The sequence below is a fragment of the Chryseobacterium viscerum genome, assembly GCF_025949665.1.
Taxonomy (GTDB): Bacteria; Bacteroidota; Bacteroidia; order Flavobacteriales; family Weeksellaceae; genus Chryseobacterium; species Chryseobacterium viscerum_A.
This window is the reverse complement of sequence record NZ_JAPDFT010000001.1, coordinates 1,415,056-1,434,663: the sequence shown is the minus strand read 5'-3', so window position 1 is coordinate 1,434,663 and position 19,608 is coordinate 1,415,056. Positions and strand designations below refer to the sequence as shown.

The window sequence follows — 19,608 nt, the reverse complement described above, 5'->3', positions numbered from 1 at the left end:
TCAACTATTTGTATATATTTGTACAAACTAAAACAATTTATTATATAAAAACATGATCGAGATTGAAAAAATAAAAACTATTCAGATTGTATCGTTAGTTCCCTCAGTTTAAAATATTTCAAACATAAGCAACTGAGATAAAACCCAACCAAACAGCATCATTTTTCTATAATGGTGCTGTTTTTATACTCAAATAGCTGCTATGACATTAAATAAAATACTTTTCAAATGTTGAAATATATTTCTTTATTTTGAAAACGATTTTCTGCCTTTTGAAGCATAATTAAATTGGAATGTCAGCACCACTCAAAGAGTAATTTCTTTTATGAAAAAAAATTAATAAGCTGAAATTCAAAACATTAAATTAAATTAGAAAAAATTTCATCATTTTAAACACTTTGTAGTGTCTTATTTTATATATTTGTACAAACTAAAACCATCTATATATCTTAAAACACTTTTAGGTTGAAAAATAAGACAATTCAGACTGTTTTATTTATGTTCCCTTACTTTAAGACAATTTCGGACACGAAACAGCTAAGGTAGAAACACAACAACACAACTGACCATTAGAGATTTCTAATGGTTTTGTTTTTTATCAAAATACAATCCCTAAGCCTATAAAAAACTTAATATTACAGATTCTCATAAGTTTGGTTCAATAAAAAGGAGATTGCTTTTTTGATTTTTTCCCGCCCTTTAGAAGTGTCTACGTCTATTCCACAGAAGATACTGCCATTCATCGCAGAGTACATATTCAGATAATAAAGTCCTGAAACCAGGATAGCCATTATCGAACGTACTTCATCAGCATTTTCTTTGAAATGACGATCCATCAGCAGTTTAAAAATATACTCTCCGTTTTTTTCCTGAGTATCCGTCAGCTTTCTTAGTGATTTTCTTGATTCTGAAATGCGCCACAGAAGTAATTTTTGCGCTTCTTTGCTTTTGTAAACATAGTCAAATTGTGATAGAAGCATTTCTTCCATGAAAGACTTTCCTCCGTCATTCAATTTCGGTTTTATCTTTTCTACTTCATCAATAGTTACTTTGCTCCAGTAGTCCTGAGACCGGATATACTCATCTATAAGTCCGTCTATCCCTCCAAAATAAGTATAGATCATTTTTTTATCTACCCCGGCTGTAGCAGCAATACCAGTCACTTTCAAAGCAGTATGTCCTTTTGTTCTCAGTATTTTTCCCACTGCATCCAAAAATTTCTTTTTACTGCGTTCCTTGTTCCGGATACTTCCTGCCACTGACTTTCTTTCCATGGTAAACTTTTCAATCATACAAGTTTATGAATTTTTTTTCATTTTAGACACTTTTTAGTGTCTAAATGTATATATTTGCATAAACTAATAACCATTTTATATAAACGAACGATCAAAGTTGTGAGATTGAGTGAGATCAGATTGTACCGTTAGTTCCCTCAGTTTAAATGTTTTGAACATTCCATGACTGAGGTAAAACATTACTCACAGCACTATTTTTATAGTGCTGTTTTTATTTAACAGAGGTATTTTCTCTCATTTAGCAGCCATAAATACCTGTTCTGTTAATATTTTAAAAATTCATTTTCACTGGAAAAACCTTCTATCAAAGGGGTTTTATTAATTTAATCATACATTTAATAAAAATATTTTTACTTTTTTTTATTTTTAGACACTTAGAAGTGTCTTATTTTGTATATTTGCTTCAAACTAATAACCATTTTATATAGAAACACTATTGAGTTGGGAAAAATTAAAAAGTTTCGAACACAAGCAACTAAGGTAAAAACACTAAATGCAACAGTATCATTAGCTCTTTAATGATGCTGTTTTTAAATTTAAAGTTCAGATTTTTGATTTTGAAATACAGAAAATTGTATATACCGGCTTCGGTATAGAATAGTTGATATGAAGAGAGACTGTCCTAGGACAGTCTCATGTTTTTAAAGATCATATTTTATTAACCTTTTGCTTTTTTGTCTGTGAAAAAATGATATCCGTCCTTTTTTTCAATAAGCTGTAATGGATATAATGATGGATTATACGTTCCGTTCAGCACTTCATTCAATGCATGTTTTTTTGATTCACCAAATGCAATAACCAGAATATTTTCAGCATTATTGATTACCGGAGCAGTCAAAGTAATTCTGAACATTTCCTGAGGCTTCAGATAATAGGCAGAAACCCACTTTTCTTTTTCATTTAAAACCTCCTCACCAGGAAATAAAGAAGCGGTATGACCGTCATCTCCCATTCCTAAAAGGATAAAATCAAAAACACCTTCACTCCCAAGAACACTTCTAATTTGTTCTTCATAGGTCCTTGCATAGTCTTCAGGAGTAACTCCTTCAGCATACATAGGAAAAATATGGTTTTTATCAACGGGAACCTGGCTAAGAAGAGCTTCATCCGTCATTCTGAAGTTGCTTTTATCATCATGTAAAGGAACCCAACGTTCATCAACCCAGAAAAAGTAGACTTTATTCCATTCAATCTGTTCTTTATATTCCGGCGTTGCCAATAGTTTGAAAATGGCTTTTGGAGAAGAACCGCCACTCAGTGCCACTACAAAACGTCCATTTTCTTGAATAGATTTTTTTGAAAGGTCAACAAATGCATCTGCTGCCTCTGTGTACAGTTTTTCCAGATCGTCAAATACTGTAATATTCATTTTTTGTCTGTTTAAATTTATATTGTTTTATACCCAGCTATGTCCTTGTCTCTCCACCAAAGCATTGCAGTCTTCCGGTCCCCAGCTTCCTGCTTTATAATTCGGGAAGGATAAGTCTTTGTTATTTTCCCATGCTTCCTGTATTGTTGTAACAACATCCCAAGCTTCTTCTACCTGATCAGAACGCATAAATAAAGTAAGATCTCCTAAAAGGGCATCCTGCAGCAAGGTCTCATAAGCTTCCGGCGTATCATCCTGGCAGGCAAAATTATCAAAAATCATTTCTGCAGGTTTCAAATCCAAGGTCAGTCCCGGTTTTTTTGTCATAAACTGCAATCTGATATCCATCATCGGCTGAATATTAATAATCAACCTGTTAGCTGATAAAAGATGTGGACTGTCTGAGAATGTGGAATGAGGAAGCGGCTTAAACTGAATGGTAATATAAGAATGTTTTTCTTTCATTTTCTTTCCTGTACGAACGTAGAAAGGAACATCCTGCCATCTTTCGTTATCCAGATAAAATTTTATCGCAGCAAAAGTTTCCGTATTGGAATCCCCGGCAATGCCGTTCTCCTGGCGGTAGCCTTTCACATCCACCCCGTTTATTGTACTTTTTCCGTACTGGCCTCTTACTGCATAATGCTCAACCTGATCCGGAGAAATTCTGCGGATTGATTTCAGAACGTCAACTTTACGGTCTCTTATTTCGCCTGATTTCAATGAAGCCGGAGGTTCCATAGCCACCATACACAGGATCTGCAACAAATGGTTCTGAATCATATCTCTCAATGCTCCTGTCTGTTCATAAAAAGCACCTCGTGTCTCCACTCCTACTTCTTCTGCTACTGTAATCTGTACTGATTCTATATATTTATGCTTCCATAAAGGCTCAAAAATTGAATTTCCGAATCTAAATGCCAATATATTCTGCACTGTTTCTTTTCCCAGGTAATGATCAATACGATAGATCTGTTCTTCTTCAAATGTTTTTGCCAGAAGACTGTTCAGTTCAATCGCCGACTGTTTATTATGACCAAAAGGTTTTTCAATAATAATACGGTCTTTTTTCGGATCGGAAGCTAATGCTGTCGTTTTAATATGATTGGAAATAGTGGAAATGAAATTAGGTCCTATTGACAGGTAAAATAACCTGTTGGCTCTCATTCCGTAAACGGTGTCAAAATCCAGCAACTTCTGCTGCAGATTCTGATACGAACTTTCTTCATCCAACTGATGCTGAAAGTAAGTAATATGGGCCTGAAAACCTGCCCAGTCCTCAGAAGTTACTTTTTTTCTGGAGAAACTTTCCAGGTTTTCTTTAATATAATTTCTAAAGAGTTCATCTGTATTTTCGGCTCTTCCCAATGCAACAATATTGAAGCCTTTGGGCATTCTGCCGTCGATATATAAGTTATAAAATGCCGGAAAAAGTTTTCTTTTTGCCAGATCTCCTGTAGCACCAAAAATAACGATAGTTGTTGGCTGCAAGATTCTATTTTGATTCATTTTTCCGAGTTTTAATTGTTTGCTGTTTGCCAAGAGGTATGGAACACTCCTTCCCTGTCAGTACGCTGATAGGTATGAGCTCCGAAATAATCACGTTGAGCCTGGATCAGATTCACAGGAAGAGATTCTGTAGTGTAGGCATCAAAATATCCCAAAGCAGTCTGAATTCCCAAACTTGAAATACCGTTTGCAGCAGCATATCCGGCAGTTTTTCTTAAAGATTTTATTTTTGATTTTACCAATTTGGAAATATCATGATCAAGCAGAATATTAGAAAGATCAGGGTTTTGAGTGTAAGCCGAATAGAATTTCTCCAGCAATACGGAACGAATGATACATCCTCCTCTCCAGATTTTCACAACATCTTTCAGTGGAATTTCAAAACCGTATTCCGCAGATGCTTTTACCAGTAAAGACAAGCCTTGTGCATAGCTTATTAGCGTCGAAAGAAAAAGGGCATCTCCTACTTCCTGAATAAACAATTCTGTGTTTTCCGGCTTTGTGATTTCTTTTTCACCATATATCTTGGAAGCCTGAACTCTCTCTTCTTTATAGGCGGATAAAATTCTTGAAGTTACCGCAATATCAATGGTAGGAATAGAAACTCCGATTTCCATGGCTTGCTCAGAAGTCCATTTTCCGGTTCCTTTTGCTCCTGCTTTATCTAAAATCTGATCAACAAGATAATTTTCTGTAAATGAATCTTTCTGAGTAAAAATATCTCTGGTAATCTCAATAAGGAATGAATTCATTTCTCCATTATTCCAGTCTCTGAAAACCTCATACAGCTGTTCGTTATTCAAACCAGCCCCTCTTTTAAGGAGATCATAAGCTTCACTGATAAGCTGCATAATAGCATATTCAATACCGTTGTGTACCATTTTTACGTAGTTCCCGGCAGATCCTTTCCCCATATATGCTGTACATGCTTCGTTATCTACTTTTGCAGCAATAGCTTCAAGCATTGGCTTAAGAAGTTTGAAAGCTTCCAGATCACCTCCGGGCATTATACTTGGACCTCTTCTGGCTCCTTTTTCTCCACCAGACACTCCCATTCCCATAAAATGCAGTTTTTTAGATGCCAGATCAGCAACACGTCTGTTGGTATCTTCAAAATAAGAATTCCCTGCATCAATTACGATATCACCTTCATTCAAAAGCGGGGTAATGTTTTCCAGCACTGCATCTACAGGTTTTCCTGCAGGAACCATAAGAATAATTTTCCTTGGGACTTCTAATGCAGATACAAAATCTTCTAAAGAGCCTGTACCTTTTACTTTCATTTCTGAAGCAGCACCATTCTCTAATTCTTTTACTTTCTCCTGATCAAGGTCAAATCCTGCGATTGAAAATCCGTTGTCAGCGATATTATAAAGAAGATTTCGCCCCATCACTCCAAGGCCAACTATTCCATAACTATATCTTTCCATTATATTGGTATTAATATGAATTTAATTACAGAGAATAAAATTACGTAAATGCATATAAGGAAAAAAATAAAGGAAGAAAAAAAATTGTAATACTTCCGTTTTCCCCTCATTTATAAGCTACTAATATTCACATTTTCACATGTTTTTCTTTTTATAGAATAAAATTCAATCATTATTATGGTAATGATCTATTAAAACAGTCTGTTTTTTGGCATAATTAAACTTATATTTGCCAAAATTTATAAAGTAATGAACTATAAACTTGAACTCAACACTCAGGAACCTAATTCTAAAATCGTTTTTAATACCATCAAATTTGATTCGTTCAAGATTAATATAGTTGAAAGATATATCGGGTCAATGAAGGCTCGTCCTACATTATGTGAAGTTTTATTTAAAGTAAGAACTTTGGATGATGTAATTATCAACAGAAGAGATGGTAATATAAGAGTAAAGATTAAGGGTGATGATTTTGAAACATATCAGAAATTATCCAGAGATCTGAACTCTTATGAGTATAAAAACAAATTGATCAACAGAAAAGAGGTAGAAGAAAATTATGTTCATTTCATCCTGAGTTTAGTGATCACAAATTATCAGCTTAATTAAGCTGTTTCCGGGAATTATCCCTCTGTAAAAATATAGAGGGATAATTCTCAAAAACATATGCATAAAGAGCAAACAGTTCTTAGTATTTAAAAACTGTAAAGTACCCGGAAAAGATATTTGTTTTTCAGCACTTTCGGTCTGAAATACATTTAGAAAAAATAAAGTTTAAATCAAATTATTTGTTATTACGTAGGATATTGCTTCGATAATATTTTTTACACCAATTCTTTCAAACAATTTGCTCCTGTGAAACTTTATGGTACTGGGTGACACAAACAATTGCTCTGCAATTTCTTCTATTTTTAATCCCTGAAGATAGAGTCTTATAATTTCAATTTCCCTTATTTTTAAGGTAATTTTACATTCTTCCGTCCATTTTCCCGTAAAGAGATTATATTTCCAATAGCTTTCTGAGGTATTGGATATGATCCGGATATTTCCTGCAGTCCGATTAAGTGAATAGGACACTACACAAACAATTTTAGAGATTTCTCCATCATCATCAAGCTCTATAGGTGTAATCCTATGATTGACAAGCACATCTATACTATTGGTATATTTAAGATGGAAATCATAGGTAATGGTGTGTACTTTTTTCTCTTCCGGTGAAAGACAATCAAAGAATTTAAGTCCATAAATGCTCACTTTTTTTAATATTTCCAGATCTTCCTTCTTGGTGTGTTTACGAAAAAAATTATACCCCATTTTTTCAATTTCAGCAGACCGCAAACCTGAAAAAAGAAGAGGATTTTCTGAAATAAACTCTAATTTTCTGGTTTTAAGATCTGCAATGTAAACACTCCCCAAACTGGTTCCTGATACTGCTTTGAGCACATTAAAGTATTTGTTTCTACTTTTTTCTTCAAAAACTGATACCCCGGATCCTTTCCTGGGATACAATGAATTTATTTTATCACTCATATTTTTAATATATAATAGGGGTGAAAAACTATTTTTTATAAGATTTACTTTTTGCAAACATATTCATAATTAATTTAAATAAAAAAAATCTATCAAAAATTAATTATAATTAAATCTAAATCTATGAAACATTTACTTTGATAACAAAAAAATCTAAAATTTACCATTTTACTACATTTTCCATATTACGGATGTTTTTTTCTGTGTTACATACGTATAGAAACGGGATTAAGAGGAAAAAATCAAAAACAGGCTTTGGGATAAAACTTTATTCTTAAAAGAAAACAAAGGGATTCTCTTTTCTGAAAGCACTTTAGAAAAAATACATTTCCACTTAACTCATTAAACTTTGATTTAAAACTATACGAAAGTATAGTCACTTTATATTTTTATTCAATTATTTTTACCCTAACCATAAAATAAAAATTAATCATAAAAATTAATCATAAAAATTTCATGTAATAATGAAAGAAAAACCAATCCATTAAAAACTATTACAACTCATGAGTACCCAAGTGAACGTTTTTATATCTGAAGATATCAAAACGGCAATGAACGGTCTCTGAAACCACCCCACCTACTTACTATCCTACTATTTTTTCTGTTTATCTATCGATCACTTTTTATAAAAGAAGTGATAAGGAAATACAGTGATCTATTTTAACCAGCTTATCGTCTCTGTGGATGAAAATACAGGAGTTTTTCAGGAATTTCTGCATCAAATTCTATAGAAGTACTCCTTGTATCTTCTCAAAAGAGTCCTTAAGCGAATTAAATAACAGACTGACTCTAACTAAAACGAAACTATATGAGAAAAATTCTACCCATTGTCTTATTTTTATTGACTTTTACATTCCAAGTCCAGGGGCAGACCTGTGGTCCTGTTCCCGTGCCATTTTTACAGTCATTCAGTACCGGGGCGCTTCCTACATGCTGGACCAGCCAGAATCCCACTTCAACCTCTACGAATGCTAACGTTAAGTGGAAATTTTCAGGATCAGCCGGATATGGAGCCACCGGAAACGGAGGGAAACCTGCAGGAACTTTTGCCTGGGTTGACGCATCTACACCCTATACCGGTGAGCATACTGTGGAACTTATAAGTCCACAGATAAACCTGGCGGGATTAACGAATCCTTATGTCAAATTTGAATGGTTTAAAGACCATTTAACAGCACTTAACGGCACAGTACCCAATGCCGACAACAATGAGCTGAAACTCGCTGTCAATAATGGTTCCGGATGGGTACAGATCTGGTCCAGCGACACCAATTCTCCAGAATGGAGAACAGTAGGTGTAGCTCTGGCAGCGAGCTATGCAGGAGCTACGATCCAACTTAGATTTACGGTTGATAAAGATGTAGCGGGAAATGCAAATTTCTATGATGATGTCTTATTGGATGAAGTTCAGGTAATGCAGGCCCCAACATGTTTTGAACCTACTACTTCCCCTGCAACCAATATTGCACCTACCTCAGCTACACTTAACTGGACCGCTCCACTTTCTCCAGCTCCGGCTCCCGCCAATGGCTATGAATATTATTACAGTACAAACAATACTCCACCTACAGCAGCAACTATCGGCACTCCGAATCTGGGAACAAGTGCTAATATCAGTTCACTTACTTCCGGAGCGGCTTATTACTGGTGGGTAAGATCTGTTTGTTCAGCTACAGACAAATCGCCATGGGTGGAAGGTAATTCTTTTACACCCGGACAGATTGGAGGAGGTACGGCAACTCATGCCTTTTTACCCATTTATTCGTGTTCAGGATTTAATTATTCTCAGCAGATTTATATGGCTTCAGAAGTTGGGGCAGCTGTTGGAACGAATAATTATATAACAGCGATCAGATTCTTCGTTTCCACAACAGCAGCTACTCAGGCTAATTATAATCAATGGGTAGTCTATATGGGAAATACTGCACAGACAGATTTTGCAACTACAACAAGCTGGATACCTTCTTCTTCTTTGACGCAGGTATACTCTGGTACTTTACCGGCAATGACTGCAGGTGCCTGGATAGAAATTCCTTTAAGCACTCCGTTCTTGTGGGATGGAGTAAGCAATGTAGTAATAGGTGTTGACGAAAATTCTACAGGTACATCATGTACCGCAAACTGGGGAAGCTATTCTGCCGGAAACAACCGTGGTATGATTTATTACAATACCACCACGAATCCGGATCCCTCGAACCTTCCTACTGCTACAAGCCGATACGCAGTCCTTCCGAGAGTACAGCTAACAGGAACAACATTACCAAGTTGTACCAATACACCACCTGCCAATATTACAGTGAATAATATTACGGCAACTTCAGCAAATGTTACCTGGACAGCAACAGCGAATGCTACTTATGTTGTAAGATACAGAATACCGCCTTCACTTACCTGGCAAACCATCAATATCACAACTCCTTTTACCAATAGCGTAACCCTTACTTCTCTTACTGAGCAGACTCCATATGAAGTAGAAGTTGCAACAATTTGCGGAACACAGGGAGCATTTTCTACACCGGTCAATTTTACAACACCTGCATTGACTTATTGTAATTCTGGAACGGCAACGGTTACAAATGGTTACATCAACAATGTTACCATGATTGGCACCAATGTTCCTTTAACCAGTAATAATTCAGGACCAACAACTTATACGGATTATTCTTCTGATCCTACAAAAACGGTTACTCTTCTTAGAAACTCAACCAATAATACATTATCTGTAGGAAGATCTATTATATCAGGAACCTATTCTACCAATGCATGGATAGATTTTAACGGCGACGGTATTTTTGATAATAATCCGTCTACAACTCCTGGCGGGGAAAGGATTATGAATCTTGGATATTCCAGCACTACTCCTGTTACTGCAGTTTTTTCAGTTCCTGCTAATGCTTATACAGGCACGAGTAAAGTAAAAATGCGTGTTATTGTGTATTCTTTAACTCCGGCCAATGCCTGTGCATCGCTAACTAGTAATGGAGAAGTTGAAGATTATTATGTGAAATTTATCGATCTTCAACCTTGTACCACCGCCCCTCCTACCAATATTGCAGTCAATAATCTTACCCATAATTCTGCATATATATCATGGATTCCTACGTCTAATGCAACTTATGTTATCAGATGGAGACAGGGAACCACGGGAGCATGGCTTCCAAATCTGGCAGGACAGACTCTTCCGGCAGGACAAAGTTTTTATACGATTAACGGACTTACTGAGCAGACAGCTTACCAGGTACAAATTTCAACAATCTGTAATGGTACGCAGGGAGCTTTCTCTCCAAGTATAAGTTTTACGACTCCACCGTTAACGTATTGCAGCATGACCGGAACAGGCACCAATGATTTTATTTCTAATGTGAAAGTTACTCCTGTCAACTTTCCGATAATGGATAATACTTCGGTTCAAACCAATTATATCAGTTATACTACACCAGCAACTCTTATCAATCTTGAAATTGGTTCTCAGGGAAATCAATTATCGGTTTCCAAAGAATGGGTTGGCACCCAGTACGCTGATGCCATCAATGCATGGATTGACTGGGACAGAGATGGGGTTTTCACTGATGCTGAAAAAGTAATGACTTCTGCTGCCAGCACAACTACTCCCATAACAGCAACTTTTGATGTTCCTGCAACAGTTTATACAGGTCCGTTAACGACTACCATGAGAGTTGTTATGAAAAGAACCAGCGCTCCGGTAATGTGTGCAGATGCAGCTAATGGTGAAGTGGAAGATTATGCTGTAAAATTAAGACCCTGCAGTAATACGACACCCGGAAATCCAGTATTCACCAATATTACGCATAACTCGGTAAATATAAACTGGACTGCAGCTGCTAATAACAATGCTTTTATTCTTGAATACAGACCTGTTACGACTCCGGCTTCTGCCTGGACAACTTTAAATCTTTCTGTTTTAGGGGGAAATCCACCAATAACGATCAATGCTTTAACACCAGCTACAGTTTATGAAGTAAGAATTGCCGCTGTTTGCGGAGGTACAGGAATCGGAACTTATACTCCTATAAAAACATTTACAACTCGATGTGATCCTACCCCGCCGTTTGTGACAATAAGCAATGTAACATCCTCTTCAGCAGTGATCACCTGGAATCCTGTGGTTCCGAGTGCTTCCTATATTTTAAGATGGAGAGAGGTAGGCAGTATTCCATGGAATACACCAACGGTTCCTCAACCGCCGGCCAATTCATATACGATTCAAAACCTTGATTCATTCAAAACTTATGAAGTACAGGTTGCCAATATCTGTATCGGAGAAACAGCTGCCAATCCGTGGTCTAATCCAAAAACATTTACCACAGAAAGAATTTGTGAAATCCCTCCTCCCGGACTTACCATTACTCAAATCACCCCAACGACCGCTGAGGTCCTGTGGGATTCTTTTCCGGGAGCTACTTATCTGTTGAAATACAGAAAAGTCGGAATCCCAAGCTGGACTGATGTTGTGGTATCTACCAATACCTACACCATCACCGGTTTACTGGAGCTTACAAAATATGAAATGCAGGTTTCCAATATCTGTAACGGAATGCCCGGAAATTTCACAAAACTGTATTTTTTCACTACTCCTACTGTAATCTACTGCCCGATGTCGGCAGCTAACTCTACAACGGAATTCATTTCAAAAGTTACGGTAAAGCCTAGTGGCAATAAGGAAATGGTCAATGAATCTCTTGCGTCCAGTTATTCAGATTTCACAGGAAATCCTTTGAAGTTTATTGATTTGATTCAAGGGTCAACGGGTAACCATATTACAATTGATAAGACTTTAAGTTCCGGTACCAATGCTGGTGTTGTCATCTGGATTGATTTCAACAGGAATGGAGAATTTGACATCAGTGAAAGAATTCTCGCAGACGGACCTAATGGAAATCCAACAGCAAGTACTACTTTTTCTGTTCCTCAGGATGCTTTCATAAGCCTGACAGACCAGAAATATGTAGTAATGAGAGTCGCATTACAGAAAGACGGGATTCCTGTAAACTGTATGAGTTTCAAAGATGGTGAAGTGGAAGATTACACGGTACGAATCTCAAAAACTACGGTTCCTAATTCTCTTAATCAAACGGACATTCATATTTATCCTAATCCGGTAAGCTCGGTATTGTATGTGAAAAATATAAGTGCAAAAGCTAAATATAAAATCTACAGTGCTGTTGGAAGACTTATATCTACAGGAATAATTCTGAACAATGCTATTGATGTGAGCAACCTTATCAACGGTATATATATAATAGAGATCGAAGATGGAAACACAACCGTTCATAAAAAATTAATAAAAGAATCATAATTGATTTTTAAAAAAGAATTCGTAATTTTTAAGATCAAAATTCAGCAATGCATGAAAAGCTTTATATTTAGTCTATTATTCTTATTATTAGGCATCCCAACCTGTGCTCAAAGAGATACAGATCACTGGTTTGCACCTTATTACGCCTCTGTAAGTTATACGCAGGCATTATATCTTTCTACCGATTCTGCAACTCCTTTTGTTGTTACCATTAACAGCAACAATGTTCCGATTGGTAATGTAACCATCAGTAAGGGCGCTCCTCAGACATTTGTGGTACCTATTGGCAATATAGCCGCCAATGTTACAACAGATGCATTTACTACTATTAATAAAGGTTTATATGTACAAGGTGCCAAGCCATTCTACTGTTCATTAAGAATGGTAAGCAGTACTACACACGCTGAAATTATAACAAGTAAAGGAAAGGCCGGGATTGGCAAAGAATTTTATGTAGCCGGAACTCCTACTACCGCAACACTTACCTTGTATAACTTCACGGCAGGGATATTGGCAACAGAAAACAATACGGTAGTAACCGTTACATGGAATGGAAATGTAACATTTTTTGGAGGAACACCAACCACCCATTCGCAAACCATTACTCTCAACAAAGGGCAATCATTTATTTTTGCCGGAGGTCCTGGACTCAATGGTCAAAACCTATCAGCTTTTATTGGAGCTAAAATTGTTTCTGATAAACCTATTACCCTTACCAACGGAAATGTTAATGGAAATTTTGGAAGCAACACCAGTACGGGATCGGATGCCATTCTTGATCAGGCTGTACCTACAGATAGACTTGGAAGCACTTTTGCCATGGTAAGAACCAGATCTACCAATGCCGATCTGGAAGGTGGTATCGTTGTAGGAACAGAAAACAATACCCAAATATTCATCAATGGTTCTAACACTCCTATTGCGACTATCAATAGTGGTGAATTTTACAGAATTTCAGGGAGCAATTATGTTCAGCAGGGAAATTCCGGGCATTTTAATATGTTTATTACGACTTCAAAAAATGTCTATTTATATCAGATGGTTTCTGTGAATAACAGCAGTGCAACCTGTGGTTTCAATTATATCCCGCCATTAAACTGTTTTCTTCCCCGAAAAATTGAAGAAATCGGGAAGATCAATGAAATGCCAACGGGACCGGGGGTAACAAGTACTGTTCCAACCGGAGCCATTGTAAAACTGAATATTTTAACGGAAACCGGAGCCAATGTAACGGTAAACGGAAATACTCCCACTGCTGCAGAAGGACCTTTCGCCTTGACGGGGAATAGCGGCTGGGTAACCTATGCTATCCCATCCATTACCGGAAATGTAACAGTAGTTTCTGATAAGGCTGTAACAGCGGGTATTAACGGTGGATACAGTACATCCGGATATGGTGGATACTTCGCTGGTTTCTCTTCTATTCCGTTGATTTCCAAAAAGACAGGAGAATGTATTCCTGGTATTGTACTGGAAGTAAGTGACAGTTATGATACCTACCAATGGTTCCTTAACGGAAACCCTATTACCGGAGCTAATGCCAATACTTATACTCCACTGATTGCAGGGAATTATACGGTAAAAATTTCAGTGAGCTCTTGTAATCCGGCAACTACTCCGGTTTATAAGGTCTACACCTGTCTTGAAGAGTCTACCAAAGCGATAACTGTTTGTGAAGGATACCAGACTATAGTACCTGAATTTACCAATTCTACCCAAACCTATGTTCCAAGTACAGTAACTATTATTACCCCTCCGGCAAATGGCACTGTTACTATTGATACAGCAGGAGTGATTAATTACGTTCCAAACTTCGGTTATCTGGGTACTGACACTATTGTTTATAAGTTTTGTGGAAACAACCCGGATTTTACAGATTGTGAACAGGTAACTTTAACATTAACGGTTTCTGAAAGCCCAATCGTGAAAGATGCGGCCTTAAGATCATGCTTCCAGCCTTCTAATCCGGCACTTGGGGTATTTAATTTAACATCAGCAGGAGTTAATGTGCAACCTGGAACTATTAAGCAGTATTATCCGTCTCCTACTGATGCACACAACGGAACAAACGAAATCCCGACTCCAGCCAATTATATTGCGCCTACTGGTGTGGTTTACGTTAAAGTAAGCAATGCCAACGGATGTTACAGAATTGCAGAAATAACTCTTACAGTTATTCCTCCTCTGTACTCAGAAGTATTGAAGGATAAGATTATCTGTATAGAAAACACTACTACATTAGATGCAGGGCCAGGTTTTACTTCTTATGAATGGAGTACGGGAGCGACAACCCAGTCCATCAAAAATGTAGGAGTTGGAACCTATTGGGTAGATCTGAAAACCAGAGAATGTACCACCAGACAAACGGTGAAGGTGTATGCTTCTGAAAATCCTGTTATTTCGGATATTACTATTAACAATAATACGGTTACTTTAAACGTAATTGCAGGAACAGCACCTTATCAGTATTCGATGGACAATATCAACTGGCAGGATGAAAATATATTTACCAATATATCTCGTGGAAGCCATACTTTCTACGTAAGGGATTCATACAAATGTGCTCCTCTGCAGATAGAAATCACGGTTCCTAATCTGATCAACATCATTACTCCTAACGGTGATGGAATCAATGACGTCCTTGATTATTCTGCTTTGGCAAATAAAAATAATTTCACGTTCAGCATCTATGACAGATACGGAAGTAAGCTTCATGTAGGAAGTAAATTAAACGGATTTAAATGGGACGGAGCCATGGATGGCAAAAAAGTACCTACCGGAACCTACTGGTTTGATATGGGCTGGAATGAGAACAATACAAAACAAACTCCAATAAAATATACGGGATGGGTTGTAGTAAAAAACAGGAATTAGTCCCAACCCTCTACAGTAAATCGTTGGAAATTTAAACATCTATTTTATTATGAAAAAGTTATTATATATATTCCTCATTATTTCTTCAGGTTTACTTTGGGCCCAGAAAAACAGCAACGTACGGTTTGCTGTTTACAATGATGCCATCGGAACTGCCAGCATGTTTGATCTTTACAAAAACGGTATTGAAAAAGTAAACGTTTATAAAACCAAGGCCAGTCTGCCTTCTCATTTAAAGAAGTTTGATTATCTCGCTGACAACGGCTTAATAGAGATCAAGTTTAAAAAAAATGAAGGTTATCCTGATAGTTTATCGTTGGAAATGCTCAATGAACAAAGTAATCTTCCTAAAGACAGACCCGTGTTTATTGAAGGATATCAATTTAATGATACTACTACCCGGGTTTACAATGATATGATCACCAACATTGAACTTGCAGATTTCAACGGACAAAAATGCATCCATATTTCCACCATAAAAAATTAATGACTGGCATTAGCTGGATATTAATTTAAAAACAGAGGCTATTTCGTGAATGAAGTAGTCTCTTTTTATTTTGAAACCTATTGCTTTACTTCAATAGCTTGGAAAACCATACATAAATATCCATATCACCAGGAATATTCAGTTTTTTCCGCAGATTGTATTTCTTGGTCTGCACGGTTCTTATTGAAGTGTGGGTATATCCGGCAATATCTTTTGTAGAAAAGTTCAGATAAATGTAGGCACTGAATCTTATTTCCGAGATTTTTAAAGGAGAAATCTTAAGAAGTTCTTCTGAAAAACGTGGACAGTACTCATGGAAACGGGTTAAGAATTCAGAATTATTTTCTTTGGCAAGCTGTATAACCTCATCAAAAATACACTGCTGTACAGGCGACTGATAAGATACATTAATTTCATCCAGGTTTCTGGTTTTATATTTTCTATAGTAAGACAAAAAAAGAAATATGAAAAAAATACATATTACAATACTCCCCAATAATATTATCACAAGCTCTTCTGTAATTTTTTTTTCATTTTTAACTTCAAAATCATCTCTCTTATCAATATGATCTTTTAAATCATAGTTCTGCTGTTCTCCGGCAGCTTGAATATCCAACAACTGATCCGCATAAAAAGCAGTGCTATCTTTATCTTTTAATTCTTCATATAGTGTCTTCAGCTCATTGATCACTGATTTTTGATGATATTCATCCTTAAAATGATGGTTAGCAATTTTTTTACATATCCATAGATAATGCTTTACATTTTCAAAGTCTTTTATTGCCCTATAATATTTGGCTGCATGAAACGAGGTAAAATACAACAACCCTTTATCATCTGTTTTTTGAAGGTCGGCAAGGGATTCCTGCACATATATTTTTGCTGAATCCAGTTTTCCCAGATCAACATATACCGCAGCCAGATAAGGGGTTGTCATATAGCTCCATGCTATTTTGGTCTTGTGTATTTTATATCGGCTATTTTTATTTTCTCTGTATATCTTGGAATATGTATAGGCAGTTTTAATTTTTCTCAATGCTTTTTTACTCTCATTCATTTCATTATAAAAGCCAGCATACTGCCAATTGATCAGATAAGTATAATAAGCATTTTTCTGCTCTACAGTCTTGTCATAAATTTCATCCATCTGCCGCAGCGCAGTTACCCGTTCTCCTAAATTATAATAAAGCAGAGACTTTAAAAGACTGAGATATAAGATAACTTCAAAATCTGTTTTTTCGCTGATCAGATTTTCTTTCTCCACTTTTTCGATATAATAGAATGCTTTTTTAATATCATTGTTTTTATTGTAAATATTGGCAATCTTAAGATACCCTAATGCAATACAATCCTGGTAGGAATTCATTCGGCAAATCGTGATAATATTTTCAATTTTCTCTATTTCTTTTGGGCCCGAGGTACAAAATTCAATATCAAAAAGAATATTCTTCAGCTCTTCTTCAGTTTGTTGCGCGTAAAAAAGTGAAGAAATTAAAAAAAGTAGAAAACTTAGATTTTTTATCATTATTACTACATACAGTTTCATGCAATATTAATACTATAACAATTCAATAACAGACAAAATACCTACGTATCATATACACAAAACACAAATTCAACAATTAAAGACCACTTACATTACACAATTAACAATTATTTTTGACCGAAAATTATTTCACGATTTAACTCCACAATAGAAATTAACAACAATACATGACGAACTTACAATATCTTAATTCAGTATATACCACATAAATTCTATGAAAAAATTACTCCCTTATTTGTTTTTGTTCATTGCAATCTTTGTAAAACCACAGAATGATAATTGCTCTGGAACTAATCAAATCACTGTGGAAACAAATATTGCATCAGCAGCAATTACTTTCTATTACTGATACATTAGAAAACAGGTTAAAACAATTGAAAAACCGTAATCTCAATTGTATCTGAATGATGTAAAAGCAGGATTATACCTGATTATTTTAAAAATGACGGACGGAACTACAAAAACAATTAAAAAATAACAGCTTTTCAGAATCAGAAAATAGTTTTTAATATTTAGGATATCTTCAGCCTGCAGGTTTGTGTTATTTTTCTGCAGGTTTTTTAAAAAATTTGAAAGTTCAAAACACATTATACTTTTTCACATTTGCACAGAGGCTATTTCATGAATGAGACAGCCTTTGTTTTTTTATAGATAATTTTATTTCAATAATTTGGAAAACCAAACATAGATATCCATATCACCGGGAATATTCAGTTTTTTTCGCAGATTGTATTTCCTGGTCTGTACAGTTCGTACTGAGGTAAATGTATAGTCTGCAATTTCTTTGGTAGAAAAATTCAGGTATATGTAAGCACAAAATCTTATTTCTGATATTTTTAAAGGAGAAACTTTAAGCAGTTCTTCTGAAAAACGTGGACAGTATTCATTGAAACGGGTCAAAAATTCAGGATTATTTTCTTTGGCAAGCTGTATAACTTCCTTAAAAATACTCTCCTGAACGGGTGAATGATGAGGTACATCAATCTTATCCAAATTTTTGCTTTTGTGCTTTCTGTAGTAATACAGGAAAAGAATAATAAAAAGAATACATATGGTAATACTTACTGATAAGATGAAGAAGAGACTTTTTGTTTCTTTTTTTCTTTTAGTGATTTCCAATTCGTTCTGTTTATCTACAGTATCATTTAAAGTCCGGTACTGCTCACTGCTTGAAGACTCTATATCCAGCAGCCAGTTAGAATAATAACCAATACTGTCTTTTTGCCCCACACTCTCGTATAAAGCTTTAAGTTCATCAGCTACAGCTATTTGATAATTTTCGCTTTTATAGTAATTCTTAGCAATATTTTTACATATCCATAAATAATATTGAGCCTGCGAGATATTTTTAACGGCTTTGAAATATCTTCCAGCATAGAAAGCGGTAATATATTTTATCCCGATATCATCTATCTTTTTTTCATTCTGAATAGCTTCATCAATATAAATTTTTGCTGAGTCCAATTGATTGAGATCTGTATATATACCGCCAAGGTAGGCTGAGGTTTTATAACTGTTACTCAATCTGTTTTTATCTATCCGGTAACGGTTCCCTTTATTTTCTCTGTAAATTTTCGAATATTTATAAGCTGTTTTATTATACTTTAATGCCAGGTCTTTTTTATTGACTTCATCATATTTACTGGCATACTGCCGGTTAATTAAATAAATAAAATAAGCATTATTGGTTTTCATTGTGTCATCATAAATCTCATCCAACTGCTTAAAAGAAGCAACCCTCTCCCCTAATTTCTGGTATAAAAAAGATTTTTGTAAATGAAGGTAAAATATAACTTCAAAGTCTGTATTAGAATTGATGAGGTTTTCATTCTCTACTTTATTGATATAATAGAAAGACTTTTTTGTATCATTAAGTTTATCATAGATATTGGCAATCTTAAGATACCCTAGTGCAACACAATTATTATAGGACTCTTTTCTACATACCCTAATAAGGCTGTCAATTTTTTCTATTTCTTTAGGGCCAGCGGTAGAATAATCTATATCAAAAAGAACATTCTTCATTTCTACCTCCGTACGCTGTGAATACAAAAAGGAAGACATCAAAAAAAGTAAAACAGTCAGTCTTTTTACCATAATCCTAATAAAACCTAAATATAATATTAATACTATATCAATGCAGCACTACCGAAAAACACATACGTATTACATACTCTATGTGACAAAACCGCAAACAAACATCGTTTGAATTACAAAATTAGCAATTACTTTTGAATACTCGAATTTTATA

At 35.5% G+C, this 19,608-nt stretch carries 11 protein-coding genes; 4 read left to right on the top strand and 7 right to left on the bottom strand.

All coding sequences use genetic code 11. The features are described from left to right. Window positions 1–635 precede the first annotated feature (635 nt). The 4 genes from OL225_RS06445 to gndA all read right to left on the bottom strand — a co-directional run bounded on the left by OL225_RS06445 (window position 636) and on the right by gndA (window position 5,603). Complete coding sequence (locus OL225_RS06445) at window positions 636–1,274, bottom strand: TetR/AcrR family transcriptional regulator (RefSeq protein WP_047377663.1); 639 nt, start codon at window positions 1,272–1,274, stop codon at window positions 636–638. A 679-nt stretch (window positions 1,275–1,953) separates the two neighbouring features. Further along, a complete protein-coding gene (gene pgl / locus OL225_RS06440) occupies window positions 1,954–2,664 on the bottom strand; it encodes a 6-phosphogluconolactonase (RefSeq protein ID WP_264517696.1) in 711 nt (236 codons plus the stop codon). A 27-nt stretch (window positions 2,665–2,691) separates the two neighbouring features. Then, complete coding sequence (gene zwf / locus OL225_RS06435) at window positions 2,692–4,173, bottom strand: glucose-6-phosphate dehydrogenase (protein ID WP_264517695.1); 1,482 nt, start codon at window positions 4,171–4,173, stop codon at window positions 2,692–2,694. Window positions 4,174–4,184: 11 nt separating this feature from the next. After that, complete coding sequence (gene gndA, locus OL225_RS06430) at window positions 4,185–5,603, bottom strand: NADP-dependent phosphogluconate dehydrogenase (protein WP_264517694.1); 1,419 nt, start codon at window positions 5,601–5,603, stop codon at window positions 4,185–4,187. A 249-nt stretch (window positions 5,604–5,852) separates the two neighbouring features. Here gndA and OL225_RS06425 point away from each other — a divergent pair, with 249 nt between their 5' ends. Beyond that, window positions 5,853–6,212: a hypothetical protein gene (locus OL225_RS06425; RefSeq protein WP_047377503.1), complete on the top strand. Its 360-nt coding sequence runs from the start codon at window positions 5,853–5,855 to the stop codon at window positions 6,210–6,212. A 165-nt stretch (window positions 6,213–6,377) separates the two neighbouring features. On the opposite strand, the gene OL225_RS06420 is transcribed toward OL225_RS06425, so the two are convergent. Beyond that, entirely contained in the window at window positions 6,378–7,190 is an 813-nt protein-coding gene (locus tag OL225_RS06420; RefSeq protein ID WP_264517693.1) for a response regulator transcription factor, read from the bottom strand. A 751-nt stretch (window positions 7,191–7,941) separates the two neighbouring features. On the opposite strand from OL225_RS06420, the gene OL225_RS06415 reads away from it, so the two are divergent. The 3 genes from OL225_RS06415 to OL225_RS06405 are packed head-to-tail and all read left to right on the top strand — an operon-like array spanning window position 7,942 to window position 15,811. Next, window positions 7,942–12,450, top strand: coding sequence for a fibronectin type III domain-containing protein (locus OL225_RS06415; protein WP_264517692.1), 4,509 nt, complete (start codon window positions 7,942–7,944; stop codon window positions 12,448–12,450). Between the two features lie 51 nt (window positions 12,451–12,501). Further along, the gene (locus OL225_RS06410) at window positions 12,502–15,324 is read left to right on the top strand and encodes a T9SS type B sorting domain-containing protein (RefSeq protein WP_264517691.1); all 2,823 of its coding nucleotides are present in this window, start codon (window positions 12,502–12,504) and stop codon (window positions 15,322–15,324) included. 49 nt (window positions 15,325–15,373) lie between these two features. Then, window positions 15,374–15,811 carry a hypothetical protein gene (locus OL225_RS06405; protein WP_264517690.1) on the top strand — a complete coding sequence of 146 codons (438 nt, stop codon included), beginning with the start codon at window positions 15,374–15,376 and terminating at the stop codon, window positions 15,809–15,811. Window positions 15,812–15,896: 85 nt separating this feature from the next. On the opposite strand, the gene OL225_RS06400 is transcribed toward OL225_RS06405, so the two are convergent. Further along, the gene (locus tag OL225_RS06400; RefSeq protein WP_264517689.1) at window positions 15,897–17,177 is read right to left on the bottom strand and encodes a helix-turn-helix transcriptional regulator; all 1,281 of its coding nucleotides are present in this window, start codon (window positions 17,175–17,177) and stop codon (window positions 15,897–15,899) included. 837 nt (window positions 17,178–18,014) lie between these two features. Then, window positions 18,015–19,421, bottom strand: a complete 1,407-nt coding sequence (locus OL225_RS06395; protein WP_264517688.1) for a helix-turn-helix transcriptional regulator — start codon at window positions 19,419–19,421, stop codon at window positions 18,015–18,017. Window positions 19,422–19,608: the final 187 nt, after the last annotated feature.